Below are 13,409 nucleotides of genomic sequence, written 5' to 3'. Positions count from 1 at the left end.
GACGCGTAGTTCAGGGTGATTTGATGGTGCGGTGCTGACTCCCGTGCTGGTTTGGTGCTGACTCAAAGCCCACGGCCTCACCCGTCTTCACCTGTCCCGTGCTGACTTGGTGCTGACTACGCTCTGTTGCATTGGGCCCGACGGCCGTCAGGATCTCTCCGACTCCGGCGACGAAGCGCGCCGCGAGAACGATCGCGCCTGTGTCGAGGGACGAGTCGCCGCCGGTCAGCGTTAGTGATCTTCCGCAGAGCAGCCCCGTTGCGTCAGCGCCGCCTGCCAGCACCGTGACCGGGATCAGAGTCTCCTGGTTGCGGACCGTGTCAAGGACCCGCAACGGGGTTCCGGCCATGTGCAGCAGGGCGTAGGTGCGGTGCGGGCCGCCACCCGCGGCGACGCGCTGGCCTGCCAGCGCCCGGGTGACGTCCAGGGTGCCGGCCGCTGTGGAAGGATCACCGGCCGGCTGCTGAGGGAGCCGTCCTCCACGCGACCCGAGCCGGAGGTCGTCGGCCCGCTGACCGAGCGGGAACCGGACATGGCCCGGCTGGTCGCGGTGGGCCGCGTCAACCAGAAGATCTGCGAGCAGCTGGTGGTGTCCCTGCCCACCGTCAAGCACCTGGCCAGCATCCAGCATAAGACCGACGCCGCGTGGGCATGGGAGTCCGGCGTGGTCCGGGAACGAGAGGGGCGGCTGCACGGCCGCTACCGGCTGGCCGAGGACACCGCACCACGACTTCGTCGTGGTGCACGCCCTCGACGTGGACCATTCTTGGCGGCCTGCATCCGTTACGGGGCGGTGTCACACGCGTCGTTCGGCGAACCGGACCCGGCGCACAAGGACCTCCCTTGAGTCGGTCCACATACCGACCAAGCGCCCGGTGAACCCGCCCGCCACTTCGGTGGAAAGGTAGCGTCCGTCCAGGCGGGCGAGGACATCCGTGCCGGCCCCGTAACCGATGCCCAGTTCGATGTCGTCCGGTCCGTGCCAAGTGGGCTCCGTGGAGCGGACGCGAAGGGTGATAGGGGAATCGGGCAGCGGACGGGAGCCGAGAACCGACCGGACCTGTCCGATCCGTGCGACGGCGGTGACTTCGCTCACGGCAACGTGCAGGCGGTAACAGTGGCCACCGTCGAGCCGTAGGGCGGTGAACGCGCCCTCGCCCGGATCGACGACGAAGTCGGCCTCCCATTGGTCTCCGCCGACCCGCGTGAACAGTCCCGAGGGCTCGCCGGTCTCGCTCAGGGCGTGATCCACGATCACCCCTTCCGGCACGCTGTGCACGAACCGGTCGGGACGCTGCCCTGATGAAACCCACCTGGGGCGAAACCCCTGGTCCCGGGCTTGGACCGCGCTCGGCCACTTCCGAGCGGATCCCGGCGATGCGTTGACCGACGGTCGCGGAGCGTAGGAGAGGTGTTCTCGAAGTTCCCGATGAACGCTTGGCGTTCTGTGCGGGGCGTGCGTCGGGCGGCCTGTTGCCATGGAACAACGACCGCCCCGCCGGTGGCGGGCGCGGCCCCGGCCACGTGGTTCAGGAAGCGGTGTCGTGCGCCTCGCCGAGACCGAGGAGTGCGGTGAAGCGGGCTTCGGCCCGGTCGATCTCACTGAGCTGAGTGAGGATCGAGCTGGGGGTGGAGTCACCGACCACCTTCTGCATCAGTGGGGTGCGGTCCAGGATCGCGTCCCGGACCGGTTGCAGAGCGCGCGGCGCGTGATGGAAGACCTGCCCCAGGACGTAGGCGTGCTGGGACTGCCGGGCGGTGTGCGGTTTGCGGGGGGCTTCGAAAGCGTCGAGTGCGTGGCGGACAGCGTCGTAGTCGCTCAGGTCCACCCCTGCCAGGCGGCGGCCGATGAAATAGCCGTCCTCGGTGGCCATACCGGCGCCGTACCCCGCGTACGGGGAGGTGGGATGGGCGGCGTCGCCGACGAGAGTGGCGCGGCCTTTGGACCACTGCTTCAGCGGCTTGCGGTCGCGGATCACCCAGCGCTGAACGTGCGCGGGGTCGGTCGCGGCGATCAGCTGGGGGAGCGGACGGACGAAGGCCTGACCGAGGCTGGTCGCGGTCGAGTGCAGGTCCCCCGAGAACTCCCGGCTTGCGTCGAACGCTTCGAGTATCCACCACTGGTGGCCGTCACGTCCCTTGTCGCGGATGGCGGTCCAGCTGCCCTGCACAGTGCGGGTGTGGGAGAGGACGCACATCCCGGGCTCGGTCTCGACGCTCTCGTCGAAGGTGTAGCCGCCGAAGATGTGCAGGTTGTGCTCGCGCTTGGGGCTGGCGCCCCACAGAGTGCGGCGGACCAGGGAATCGATGCCGTCCGCGCCGATCACGAGGTCCGCCTCGTGGACTCGTCCGTCCGCGAGGTGCAGTCGAACACCGCTCTCGTCCTGCTCGACGCGCTCCACCGTGTGGTTGACCCGCAGGACTCCCTTGGGCAGCGCGTCGAGCAGCCGCTCGTACAGCTCGGGGCGCAGCAGGCCGACAAAGCCACCGCCGTAGTCGCGGACAACCTGCTCCGGGAGGGCCGCGCGGACCCGGCGGCGCCCGCGGGCGTTGCGGAACTCGGACGTACAGGGCGCACCCAGGTCCTCGATGTTCACTCCGAGCAGCCCGAGTGCCTTGATGGGTGGCGGCCACAGGTTGAGGATGTTGCCGGCGGGTCTGGCGTGCGGGTAGCGCTCGAACAGCACGACCTCGTGGCCGGCCTGGTGGACGGAGAGTGCGGCGGCCATGCCACCGGGCCCGGCGCCGATGACGGCGACGCGGCCGCGCTGGGCGGGAAGCTTCTTCATGGTGGATTTCCTCGGCCTTGGTCGTCGCTGACCTGGTAGTTGGGGAGGGCGGGCTTCTCCCATACAGGGTCGGTGCCCGGCCAGGAAGCCCTGGGTGTGCGCGTGGCCCGTGCTCGCCGAGGGGCTTTTGGGTTGTCTCAGCCCTGGTTCGAGGCCTTGGTGATCTTGCGTGTCGCCATGATCAGTGCGCGGTTCACGGGCGCGCTCGCGGGCGCCTACGGGCGCGAGGGACGGCCACCGGTTCGGCACCGGGTACCACGGTGTTGGAGACGGTGCCGATGCCCTCGACGGTGAGGGTGACGGTGTCGCCGGGCTTGAGCGGCGGCGGGTCCTGGCGGCCGCGTACGCCCCAGAGCTCGGCGAGGCAGCCGCCGTTGCCGCAGGTGCCGGAGCCGAGTACGTCGCCGGGGCGGACCCAGGTGCCGCGGGAGGCGTAGGCGGTCATCTCCTCGAAGGTCCAGCTCATGTTGGACAACAGGTCCTTGCCGACGACCTCGCCGTTGATCTCGGCGGTCAGCGCCAGGCGCAGGAATCCGTCGCTGTCGCGGTAGGGCTCCAGCTCGTCCGCGGTGACGAGGCAGGGGCCGAGGGTGGTGGCGGTGTCCTTGCCCTTGCAGGGGCCGAGGCTGACCTGCATCTCGCGGGACTGCAGGTCGCGTGCGGACCAGTCGTTGTAGATGGTGTAGCCGATGATGTGGTCGCGGGCCTGCTCGGGGGTGAGGTCGCGGCCCTCGCGGCCGATGACGGCGGCGACTTCGAGTTCGAAGTCCAGTGCCCGGCTGCCGGGCGGCACCGGGACGTCGTCGTGGGCGCCGATGACCGCGTAGGGGTTGGTGAAGTAGAAGGTGGGCGCGTCGTACCAGGCGTCCGGGGCGCCCGGGATTCCGTCGATGCTGCGTCGTACACCCTCGACGTGCTCCTCGAACGTGACGAAGTCGCGTACGGACGGCGGTTGGAGCGGCGGCAGCAGTCGCACCTGGGAGACGTGCGGGCCGCGCGGCACGTCCAGGCTTGCGTTGCCCGCCTCGCGCAGTGCCTCGGGACCGGCCTGGATCAGGTCGAGAAGCGTCCCCGCGCCGGGGCAGGGGTAGAGGGTGCCGTCGTCCTCGACGGTGGCGAGACGGCTGCGGCCGTGCTGTTCGTACATGGCGAAGCGCATGGCAGTCCTAGGGTGCTGGGTGGGTTGACACAGGCCGGGGGCGCGGCGGCATGGCAGGGCGGGGGAAGTGCGCCGAGCCCCCGGGGTCAAGGGGTCAGACCGGCGGAGCGACGAAGACGCCGCGGTCGACGTCGTTGAGCATTTCCTTGGCGACCATCTCGTTCATCGGGTTGGACGTGCCCCACTGGTCGGCGTTCTCGGGCTTCGTCAGGTCGTAGATGTGCGGGTGCCAGGTGTCCTCGTCCAGCTTTTCGAGCTCGGTGGTGTACTCCACGGTGTTGCCGTGCGGGTCGAGGAAGTACGTGAAGGTGTTGTCGCCCGCCATGTGCCGTCCGGGACCCCAGATCTTGCGGGCGCCGGAGCGCATCACGCGGCCGGAGCCGCGCATGTACTCGTCGATGCCGCGCATCTCGAAGGAGAGGTGTTGCAGGGAGGTGTGCGGACCGCTGGCGATGGCCATGGAGTGGTGCTGGTTGCTGATCCGCATGAAGTGCATGACGTCGCCCATGTGCGGCAAGGCCATCGTGTCGGACAGCCGGAAGTCGAGGTGCTGCTCGTACCAGGCGCGGGTGGCGTTGATGTTGGGGGAGTTCAGGACGACGTGCGAGAGACGGACCGGGATGGACTCCTTCTCCTCGATACGACGGTGCCGGCGTGCCTCGACGTCGGCCGAGACCTCGATGGTGCGGCCGTCGATGTCGAAGAAGCGGAAGCCGTAGCCGCCGCCGGGGGTGTCGATCTTGCCCGGCTGGGAGATCAACTGCACTCCACCTGCGAGGAGTTGCTCGGCGAGTGTGTCCACGTCGGCGGAGTTCGCCGCGCCGTAGGAGATGAGGTCGAGGCGCTTCTCCTCGGCCTTGCGGAGCCGGACGATGTACTGCTCGGGGGAGCCCTCGGCGGCCAGGAAGGAGATGCCGGAGTCCTCGGCGACCTTGGTCAGGCCCCAGACGCCGGCGTAGAAGTCGAGCTGCTTGTCGTAGTCCGGCACGGCGAGGTCGACGTGTCGCAGGTGGGTGAGCAGACGGTTGGTCATGTCGGGCTCCTCAGGTGAGACGCAGCAGCGCTGCCGCGTTGCCGCCGCGTACGGCGTGGAAGTGGGGGGCGGGCAGGTCGATGACGTCGCGCAGAGCACCGAGCGGGTCGTCGGTGCCCATGTCGAAGGGGAAGTCGGAGCCGAGCAGCACCCGGTCTGGGCCGGTCACCCGGATCAGCTCGCGCAGGACGTCCGGGTCGTGGACGAGGGAGTCGAAGTACAGCCGCTTGAGGTAGCTGCTGGGCGGGTGCGCGCAGCCGCGGGTGTCGGTGCGGGCGAGCCAGGCGTGGTCGGAGCGGCCGATGTGGGTGGGCAGATAGCCGCCGCCGTGGGCGGCGACGATGCGCAACCCCGGGTGCCGGTCGAGGACTCCGGAGAAGATCAGATGGGACAGGGCGACGGCGTTCTCGGTCGGTTGGCCGACGGTGTTGGACAGGTACCACCGGTTGAGGCGCTCGTCGAGCGTGCAGCCGAAGGGGTGCAGGAAGAGGATCGCGCCGGTTTCCTCGGCCCGTGTCCAGAACGGTTCGTACGCGGGGTCGGACAGTTCGCGTCCCGGCGCGTGGCTCGAGATCTCGACACCGCGCAGGCCCAGGCCGAGGGCGTGCTCGAGGGCTTCGACGGCGAGGCCCGGGTGCTGGAGCGGGACGAGGCCGAGGCCGTGCAGCCGCTGCGGGGCCTGGGCGACGTGCGCGGCGGTGCCCTCGTTGGCCAGTGCCCACACCGTACGGGCCAGGTCCTCGTCGGCCCAGTAGTGGTAGTGCGACGGAGACGGCGAGACCAACTGGACGTCTACCCCGGAGGCGTCCATCGCGGCGAGCCGGGCCTTGACGTCGGTCAGCCTCGGGAAGCGGTCGCGGAACATCGGGCCGCTGACGGCGATGGCCTCGGGGCCGTTGCGGCGGGCGTCGAGATCGCGGGCGGCGGCCAGCCCGGGGTGTCCGGCGACGGCGTCCTCGACCTGAGGGAGCAGGACGTGGGCGTGGACGTCGATCGTGGGTGCGCTGTTCTGGGAACTCACGGGGTTCACGGAGTTCACGGGGTCTCCTTCAGGACGGACATCGTGCGGCCCATCAGACCGGGTGCGTCGGCGTCACGGACGCCGTCCAGCTGCCACTGACCGAGTTGCACGGATGCTTCGACCACCATGCGGACACGGTCGATCCGGCGTTCGTAGAAGCCGGTCAGCAGGGCGTCGAGGGAACTCCAGTCCTGCTCCTCACTCAGCATCTCGGCCAGTACGGAGGCGTCCTCCAGCGACATGGCCGCGCCCTGGGCGAGCGTGGGGGGACAGACGTGGGCCGCATCACCGATCAGGACGACCCGGCCGCGGTGCCAGGAGCCCTCGACGAGCAGCCGCTCGAACCAGGTGTAGTTGACCTCGGCCGGGTCGGTGATGCTCGCGGCGATCTCCGGCCACGCACCCCCGTAGGGCGCGGCCAGCCGCCGCATCTCGTCCGCGTACGAGGCCGGGTCGATGCAGGCGCGGTCGCGGTTGGCCTCGACGAGGTAGGCGTAGAGGGTGTTCTTGCTGGTGGGGCAGTAGCCGGCGATGTAGCAGGTTCCGCCGTAGGAGAGGTTCATGCGCTCCACGCCCTCGGGGCGGGGCGCGGGGACACGCCAGATGGCCATGCCGGTCGGTTCGGGTTTGTCGCTGATGCCGATCATCGCGCGCGTGCGGGAGCTGACGCCGTCGGCGGCGATGACAAGGTCGTAGCGGCCCTCGGTGCCGTCGCTGAACCGGGCGGTGACGCCGGACGCGTCCTGGACCAGTTCCTCGGCGGTGGTGCCGAGGCGTACCGTCGCGCCGCTCTCGAGAACGGCCTCACACAGAATCTCCTGGAGCCGGGGCCGCTGCATGCCGAAGATCGGGGGCAGGTCGTCCCCACCGGTGCGGATGTCCTGCTGGACATGGAACACGGTCCCGTCGGGCGCGGCCAGGCCGACGGCGTCGACGGCGTAGCCGCTCTCCCGGACCTTGTCCCATACGCCGACTTCGCGCAGCACGCGCAGTGCGTTGCCCTGCAGGGTGATGCCGGAGCCGAGCACGTTCCAGTCGGGTTTGGCCTCGATCAGTTCCACGGTGATGCCCGCCCGCCGCAGCAGCACGGTCACGGCGTTGCCGGACGCGCCGCCGCCTATGACGAGGACGGTGCGGGGGCGGGGATCGTTCATGGGTTCTCCCTGAGATGGTGCCGTCCGACTTCGAGCGGCAGAGGGGGGGGTTGCGGGCCGGGCGGGCGAGGGTGGCGTTGCCGTCCGGGCGCGGCCCGCCCGGCAGTCCAGGGCGTTACTTGACGGCGATGGGATTCACCGGTGAGCCGACCGAACCGGTGATGGGCAGTGGCGCGGCGGTGAGCCAGAACTCGTACCGGCCGTCGGCGGCGCAATGTGCGGCGAGGGCGTCGAGGTCCCACATCTCACCGATGAGCAGACCGATGTGGGGGATGGCGACCTGGTGCAGCGGCTGGAAGGCGTGGTCGAACTCGTTGGGCCGAACCTCGAAGCCCCAGGTGTCGGTGGCGATCCCGGCGATCTCGCTCCGGTGCAGCCAGCCGGCCGTACTGAAGCTCAGCCCCGGCGCCGGTCCGCCCGCGTAGTCGCCCCAGCCTTCGTGACGGGCGCGGGCCAGCCGCCCGGTACGTACGAGGACCAGGTCGCCACGACCGACGGTCACGCCGTGCGAGGCGGCGGTCGCGGTCAGGTGCTCCTCGGTGATGGCGAAGCCGTCGGGCAGTTCGCCGTCCTGGCCGATGACCAGGCCCACGTCGAGGAGGACGCCCCGCCCGGCGACGTGCGGTGCCATGTGCTCGATGCCGGTGACCAGGTCGCCTTCGGAGGTGACGACCTTCTCCGCCGGGCGTCCGTTCCACGCCTTGCCGTGATCGAAGATGTGCCCGAGCCCGTCCCATTGGGTGGAGCACTGCAAGGGCATGGCGATCACGTCATCGGCGCCACCGAAACCGTGCGGAAAGCCCTGACCGCCCAGAGCGGCGTCGGTGCCGGTGGCGAGCATCGTGTGCACCGGGTTGGTACGCCGCCGCCAGCCTTTCTGCGGGCCGTCCATGTCGAAGGCCTGTGACAAGGAGAAACTGACGCCGTCGCGGATTTGGGCTGCGCCCTCGCGGCGCTTGGCCTCGTCGAGGAAGTTGAGCGTGCCGAGCACGTCGTCCTCGCCCCAGCGGCCCCAGTTCGAGTACGCCTTGGCGGCCTCGGCGATCGCCGCCTCGGGATCCGTACGGTCGATAAGATCGGCGCTCATCTGGCTCATCTGGCTCATCGGGCCTCCTCCGCGACACAGCGGGTGCGCTGGGCGCCGAGCCCGGTGACCGAGCCGTCCATCACGTCGCCGTCGCGCAGCAGCCGGCCCCAGTGGATGCCGTTGCCGGCCGGGCTGCCGGTGAGGACGAGGTCGCCGGGGAGCAGTCGGGCGGTCTGGGAGATGTATGAGATCAACCGTGCGACGTCGAAGATCATGTCCTTGGTGGACTCGTCCTGCATGGTCTCCCCGTTGAGTTTCAGGGTGACCTGTAGATCGGAGGGGTCGGCGATGGAACCGGCCGGGACGATCCACGGGCCGAGCGGGGTGAAGCCGGGGGCGTTCTTGCTGCGCAGCCAGTCGGTGCCGATCGGGGGCATGTCCCGGCGGAAGACGGTCGCGCGGTCGGTCAGGTCGTTGGCGATGGTGTAGCCCGCGACGTGATCCAGGGCTTCGTCCACGGTGACCCGGTAGGCGGGGCGGGAGATCACCGCGGCCAGTTCCAGTTCCCAGTCGGGCTTCTGGGCACAGGCGGGCAGTACCACGTCGTCGTAGGGACCGCTGATCGTGGTCGGCAGGCCGATGAAGACGTACGGGAGGTCCTCGGCGGCCCGCTTGTCCATGACCGCCGCGACCTCGGCGCGGGCCTCCTCGACGGTGCGCGGGTCGTCCGGGGCGCGGTGTGCGACCGCCAGGTCGATCACGTGCTGCCGGTAGTTGGCGCCGGACTGGAAGATCTGCCGGGGCTCGACGGGCGCGTGCACCGTCATCTCCGCCAGCGGCCGCCAGTCGCGCGCCGGGTCCCCTGCAAGGGTGTGCAGCCGCGGCAGCTCCTCGTCCCAGCGCTCCAGAAGCGTGAGCGTGGTCAATGCGGGTTCGTCCAGCGCCGCACGCAGGTCGAGCGCTCGGCCGTCCGGCGTCACGAGGCTCGGGAACCTGGTCTCGCCCGGTGCCGAGAGGGTGCCGATGGCGAACGGTCCGGAGAAGGGGGTGAAGGGTGCCGGCGTGGCTGCGGATGTCACGGAGATTTCCTCCCGATTGCGGTGCCACTAATCTGGCCCGTAGATTGCAATCAGGGAAATCGATTTCCTGTATATAAGAATCCAGCCGGTGAATACCGATGGTGCCGGCTCCGGAATTGGGATGCTTCGTGAACTTGGCCAGCCTGGACCTCAACCTGGTCGTTGCCCTGCGCGCCCTCCTGCAGGAGCGCAACGTCACCAGGGCCGGCCAGCGCATCGGGCTCAGTCAACCCGCGATGAGCGCGGCCCTGGCCCGGCTGCGCCGCCACTTCGACGACGACCTGCTCGCCCGGGTGGGCGGAGGGTACGAACTGACCGCCCTCGGGCAGGCCCTCCTCGACCGAACCACCACCGCATGCGACCTGCTGGAGCGCGTCTTCGCCAGTCAGGCCGAATTCGACCCCTCCCGCGAGGAACACGAGTTCACGCTGATCGCCTCGGACTACGCGGTTGCCGTATTCGGCACCGAACTCGCCCGCACCATCCAAGCCGAGGCACCAGGCATCCGGCTCAGGTTCAAACAGGTACCGAACGAAATCATCGACAGTACCGGGTCACTGCTCAGCACCGTCGACGGGCTGCTGCTGCCCCACGGCATCATTCGCGGCTTCCCCACGGTCGAGCTCTACCAGGACAGCTGGGTCTTCCTCGTCGCCGACGACAACCCCGAGGTCGGCGAGCAGCTCACCCTCGACGACCTGGCCCGACTGCCATGGGTGACGTACCAACGAGCCTACGACGCCCCCGCCGCCCGCCAGATCGCCACGCTCGGCATCGAGCCGCGCGTGGCGGTCTCCGTCGACAGTTTCCAGCTGATGCCACTCCTGGTCGCGCGCACCCGCCGGGTAGCTCTCCTGCAGAGGCGTCTCGCCGACGAGCTGGACGGACTCGCACACGTCCGCATCATGGAACCGCCCTATGACGCCGTGCCGATCCAGCAGGCCTTGTGGTGGCATCCGGTCCACATGCACGACGCGGCGCACATGTGGCTGCGGGAGACGGCGGCCCGGGTCGCCGAGGCCGTGGAGGCAGGGCGGCCCACGGTCTCCAGTCCGCCGAGTTGAGGAGGGGCTGGGCCTTGCGAGGGCGAAGACGCTGCCGCGCTCCGGCCCTGCCCTCCCGCCGCGGTGAGGGTGCCCACGTCGGGGGAGGCGGGCGAGCCGGACGGCCATCTACCCTGCGTAGCCGGTGGCGCCCAGGGGCAAGCACGTCTTCGCCAGGGCTTGGGGAAAGCGCGGTGGATGAGAGCGAGCCATGCGGCCACGGCCGGGGTCGTTGCAGCGGCCCCGGTGACGTCGTCGCCGTCGTGCGTCAGCCCAGCGCGGCGTCCGCGGCGTGATCAGCCGCCTCGACAAGCCCACGTCGGCCTACCGCGACAACCCGGGACCCGTTCCGGGCCGGCGGCTGCGCGCCTTCCAGTACGACGCCGTCCGGTTCTTCGGCCAGCCGGTCGCCGTCGTGGTGGCGACCACGCTGGAGGCCGCGCAGCACGCTGCCGATTTGGTCGAGGTCTCCTACGACGTCGAACAGCCGTCGACCGGCCTCACCCGCATCAGAGGCCGCAGCTGGAAGTCCGTACCGGAGGGCGGAGGCAACGGAGCGTCATGACCTCGGCGAAGCCGGCGCTGGATGGGAAGGGCTCGGCACCGCCGGGTCGGCGGGCGCAGCCGTCAGCGCCGGGTGAGGGTGGACGGCGCCCCGGCGGATTGGTCACCTTCGACGCGCAGGCCCAGGGTGTCTCGGCCGGTCATCGTGACGATGTAGATAGTGCCGTTGGGGCAGGAGACGTCGGCCTCCTCTTCGGTGGAGTCGCTGCTGACCGCCTTGAGGACCATCGACGCCTTGCGTATCTCCTGCAGTCGCAGGGTATCGGTGCATCCCAGCTCACGTTTGAGGCCCACTTCGGTCACCCTGCTGACCTGCTTGCCCACCAGCTCATATCGCTTTGCCGGGTGGAGAGTCAAAGTGACGGTGAACTGGTCGGTGGGGCGCCCAGTGGAGTCGTCAGGAGTGGGATTGCCCGGCCCGGTGCCGATCCATGTACCTGCCCAGGCCTCGGGAAGCGATGTGGCGGTGGATGTCGGCGCAGGCGTCCCGTCGGAGGAGTCATCGGTGGCAGTGGATGACGGCGCAGGCGTCCCGTCGGAGGAGTCATCGGTGGCAGTGGATGTCGGCGCAGGCGTCCCGTCGGAGGCGTCATCGTCGGAGAAATACCGCACGAGGAACGTGCCCGCCGCGGCCATCAGGGCCACGGCCATGGTCCCGGCGACCGCCCGGCCGGTACGGCCGGACACCCACCGTCGCGCGGCGTCGACACGCGGCAGGACGGCGGTCTGTGCGTCGGTGGAAGCCGGGCCGTCTTCGAGCTCACGTGACACAGCCGCCACAGACGGCGGTTGCACTGTTGCGGAGATCAACGCGTGCGCCTCCTCCTCCCGCACGGCGAGATCCTTCTCCAGCCCTTCGGGCAGCAACTGCGGCCAGGTACCGCACCGGCCGCCCATGCGTTCCAACAGCACGCTGACGGTGTCGAGCGTGGCCCGCTGCTCGGGGTCCTTGGCCAGACAGGACCGCAGGAGCGGGACAAGGGCCGCCGGAACGCCGTCGAGGTTCGGCTCCTGATGCACGATGCGGTAGAGCAGCACCGCAGGCGAGAACTCGTCGTTCGGGTTGGAAAACGGGCCCCGTCCCGTCGCCGCGTACACCAGTACCGCAGCCAGCGAGAAGACGTCGCCCGGTGCACCCGATTCCCCGGCACTCACCTGCTCCGGCGCCAGATAGCCGGGAGAACCGATCACACCGCCCGTCCTCGTGTGACGCGTGTCCTCCCTCGCGCGCGCGATCCCGAAATCGATGAGCAGAGGACTACGGCGGCCCAACAGCACATTGGACGGCTTGACATCCCGGTGGGCCAGTCCTGCCCCGTGTACCGCTGCCAGCGCCCCGAAAAGCTCGGCCGCCAGTGCCAGGACGCACGGCTCGGACAGCCGGCCGTAGTGCTGCACCCACTCCGCCAGGGACGGTGCTGCCACGTACTCGGTAGCGAGCCACTGCGGGCGCTGCCCCGGAGGGCTGTAGTCCACCACCGCAGGCGTCCAGGGCGAGCGCACTCGGTCGCTGTTACGGATTTCCCGCGCGAACCGCTCCTCGAACCCCGGTCCCCGTCCGATCTCGCCACGCACCGTCTTGAGCGCCAGCGGCCGCCCCGACACCGTCCGGGACAGATACACCCGCCCCATTCCGCCCTCACCGAGTCGCGCCAGCAGTGGATAGCCACCGAGAGCTTCCGGATCCGACCCGTCCAGCAACTCCACGCCCCGCCGCCCTCTCAGATTTGCACTGCCGATCAGGTTCAGCCGCCGGACCAGCACAACCAAGCGCCGTATCCGTGACATCGGCACCAAGCATCACCTGTCACACCCGCAATACACCATTCTCAGCCACCACGTCCGCAGCCCGAGAACCCATCACCGTGCGAGAGGCCACGTGGGCGGTCGGGAGTGCACACCTTGGCATAGCTACCGATTTGTCCTGGTGTGTGCACGTCGTGGCATCGGTTTGGGGCGGTGTTCCTGTGGCCTCGCGGTCGTCCAGGGGTCGGGGCCGTGAAGGTTTCGGTGCTCCGGCCGGGTGGGCGGCCCTCCAGCAGATGTGCCGGAAGTCACGGCGGACGCGGGCAGGGCGAGTCCGATCCGCAAGGTCACCGCCCGCGGCGGCCGCCCATCCGGCGCTTGTCTCCTATTACGGCGAACTGTTCTGGGCCATTTTCGGGCGTGGGTGCGGAGGCGACCCGCGACGTCTGGAAGAGCTCCGGCCGGTGCGTGCCCTGTGGGAACCGGGCAGGGAACCGCACGGCTCTGTGCTCACGATCGAGTTCATCGCTGTTCACCGACCACGGGCCTGCGGTGCCTGCGGGACGCCCCTCGGTGAGGCCTCTCGCCCGCCGCGCTGACCGGCCTGATCAGCGGCATGTCCCGGATCCTGGTCATGGACGAGGCTCTCGGCCCGGCCGACGGCGATCAAGCTTCGAGGGCCGGAACCATGGAAAACCGCAAGTTCTAGCCTCGACCGAATGAGCTGTCGTACCACTCGATGGTGGTGCCGATGAGGCTGGCGGTGACGATGCGTTTGAGGCTGGCGGGGGGTG

12 protein-coding genes and 1 pseudogene are annotated in these 13,409 nt (G+C 69.6%); 3 read left to right on the top strand and 10 right to left on the bottom strand.

Translation table 11 applies throughout. The annotated features are described in order from the left end of the window. Positions 1-10: 10 nt before the first annotated feature. Positions 11-349: a hypothetical protein gene (locus tag AOQ53_RS45325; protein ID WP_174523387.1), complete on the bottom strand. Its 339-nt coding sequence runs from the start codon at positions 347-349 to the stop codon at positions 11-13. Here AOQ53_RS45325 and AOQ53_RS47840 point away from each other — a divergent pair, their 5' ends adjacent. Beyond that, on the top strand, positions 350-847 hold the full coding sequence (locus AOQ53_RS47840) for a helix-turn-helix domain-containing protein (protein WP_330219378.1): 498 nt from the start codon (positions 350-352) through the stop codon (positions 845-847). Here the strand turns inward: AOQ53_RS47840 and AOQ53_RS33195 are convergent. The 8 genes from AOQ53_RS33195 to AOQ53_RS33160 all read right to left on the bottom strand — a co-directional run bounded on the left by AOQ53_RS33195 (position 797) and on the right by AOQ53_RS33160 (position 9,262). Further along, positions 797-1,252 (bottom strand): beta-xylosidase family glycoside hydrolase, encoded by a 456-nt coding sequence (locus AOQ53_RS33195; protein ID WP_148640407.1) that lies wholly within the window; start codon positions 1,250-1,252, stop codon positions 797-799. The two genes, AOQ53_RS47840 and AOQ53_RS33195, sit on opposite strands and share 51 nt — an antisense overlap. A 277-nt stretch (positions 1,253-1,529) precedes the next feature. Next, positions 1,530-2,789 carry an FAD-dependent oxidoreductase gene (locus AOQ53_RS33190; protein ID WP_059422923.1) on the bottom strand — a complete coding sequence of 420 codons (1,260 nt, stop codon included), beginning with the start codon at positions 2,787-2,789 and terminating at the stop codon, positions 1,530-1,532. A 193-nt stretch (positions 2,790-2,982) separates the two neighbouring features. Next, on the bottom strand, positions 2,983-3,948 hold the full coding sequence (locus AOQ53_RS33185) for a fumarylacetoacetate hydrolase family protein (RefSeq protein ID WP_059422921.1): 966 nt from the start codon (positions 3,946-3,948) through the stop codon (positions 2,983-2,985). 94 nt (positions 3,949-4,042) lie between these two features. Beyond that, positions 4,043-4,981 carry a VOC family protein gene (locus AOQ53_RS33180; RefSeq protein WP_059422920.1) on the bottom strand — a complete coding sequence of 313 codons (939 nt, stop codon included), beginning with the start codon at positions 4,979-4,981 and terminating at the stop codon, positions 4,043-4,045. 10 nt (positions 4,982-4,991) lie between these two features. Beyond that, a complete protein-coding gene (locus tag AOQ53_RS33175; protein ID WP_236711904.1) occupies positions 4,992-6,020 on the bottom strand; it encodes an amidohydrolase family protein in 1,029 nt (342 codons plus the stop codon). Continuing rightward, positions 6,017-7,156: an FAD-dependent oxidoreductase gene (locus AOQ53_RS33170; protein WP_059422919.1), complete on the bottom strand. Its 1,140-nt coding sequence runs from the start codon at positions 7,154-7,156 to the stop codon at positions 6,017-6,019. Before AOQ53_RS33170 ends, AOQ53_RS33175 begins: the two co-directional genes overlap by 4 nt. Before the next feature lie 115 nt (positions 7,157-7,271). Further along, entirely contained in the window at positions 7,272-8,252 is a 981-nt protein-coding gene (locus AOQ53_RS33165; RefSeq protein ID WP_408055213.1) for a cyclase family protein, read from the bottom strand. A 5-nt stretch (positions 8,253-8,257) separates the two neighbouring features. Continuing rightward, positions 8,258-9,262, bottom strand: coding sequence for a fumarylacetoacetate hydrolase family protein (locus AOQ53_RS33160; RefSeq protein ID WP_059422918.1), 1,005 nt, complete (start codon positions 9,260-9,262; stop codon positions 8,258-8,260). 128 nt (positions 9,263-9,390) lie between these two features. Between AOQ53_RS33160 and AOQ53_RS33155 the strand changes: the two genes are divergently transcribed. Both AOQ53_RS33155 and AOQ53_RS47835 read left to right on the top strand, forming a co-directional pair. Continuing rightward, positions 9,391-10,326: a LysR family transcriptional regulator gene (locus tag AOQ53_RS33155; protein ID WP_059422917.1), complete on the top strand. Its 936-nt coding sequence runs from the start codon at positions 9,391-9,393 to the stop codon at positions 10,324-10,326. A 253-nt stretch (positions 10,327-10,579) separates the two neighbouring features. Further along, positions 10,580-10,870: pseudogene (locus AOQ53_RS47835) on the top strand (xanthine dehydrogenase family protein molybdopterin-binding subunit); the annotation flags it as partial. A gap of 62 nt (positions 10,871-10,932) precedes the next feature. Here the strand turns inward: AOQ53_RS47835 and AOQ53_RS33145 are convergent. Continuing rightward, complete coding sequence (locus AOQ53_RS33145) at positions 10,933-12,633, bottom strand: protein kinase domain-containing protein (RefSeq protein ID WP_236711905.1); 1,701 nt, start codon at positions 12,631-12,633, stop codon at positions 10,933-10,935. Positions 12,634-13,409: the final 776 nt, after the last annotated feature.

Source organism: Streptomyces azureus (assembly GCF_001270025.1).
Classification (GTDB): domain Bacteria; phylum Actinomycetota; class Actinomycetes; order Streptomycetales; family Streptomycetaceae; genus Streptomyces; species Streptomyces azureus.
The sequence above is the reverse complement of the archived record's forward strand: the minus strand, read 5'-3'. Positions and strand labels throughout refer to the sequence as shown.

Bases quoted from the DNA above. Each gene is read 5' to 3' on its own strand.
- AOQ53_RS45325 (WP_174523387.1), bottom strand. From the start codon at position 349: ATGGCCGGAACCCCGTTGCGGGTCCTTGACACGGTCCGCAACCAGGAG.
- AOQ53_RS33190 (WP_059422923.1), bottom strand. From the start codon at position 2,789: ATGAAGAAGCTTCCCGCCCAGCGCGGCCGCGTCGCCGTCATCGGCGCC.
- AOQ53_RS33185 (WP_059422921.1), bottom strand. From the start codon at position 3,948: ATGCGCTTCGCCATGTACGAACAGCACGGCCGCAGCCGTCTCGCCACC.
- AOQ53_RS33180 (WP_059422920.1), bottom strand. From the start codon at position 4,981: ATGACCAACCGTCTGCTCACCCACCTGCGACACGTCGACCTCGCCGTG.
- AOQ53_RS33170 (WP_059422919.1), bottom strand. From the start codon at position 7,156: ATGAACGATCCCCGCCCCCGCACCGTCCTCGTCATAGGCGGCGGCGCG.
- AOQ53_RS33165 (WP_408055213.1), bottom strand. From the start codon at position 8,252: ATGAGCCAGATGAGCGCCGATCTTATCGACCGTACGGATCCCGAGGCG.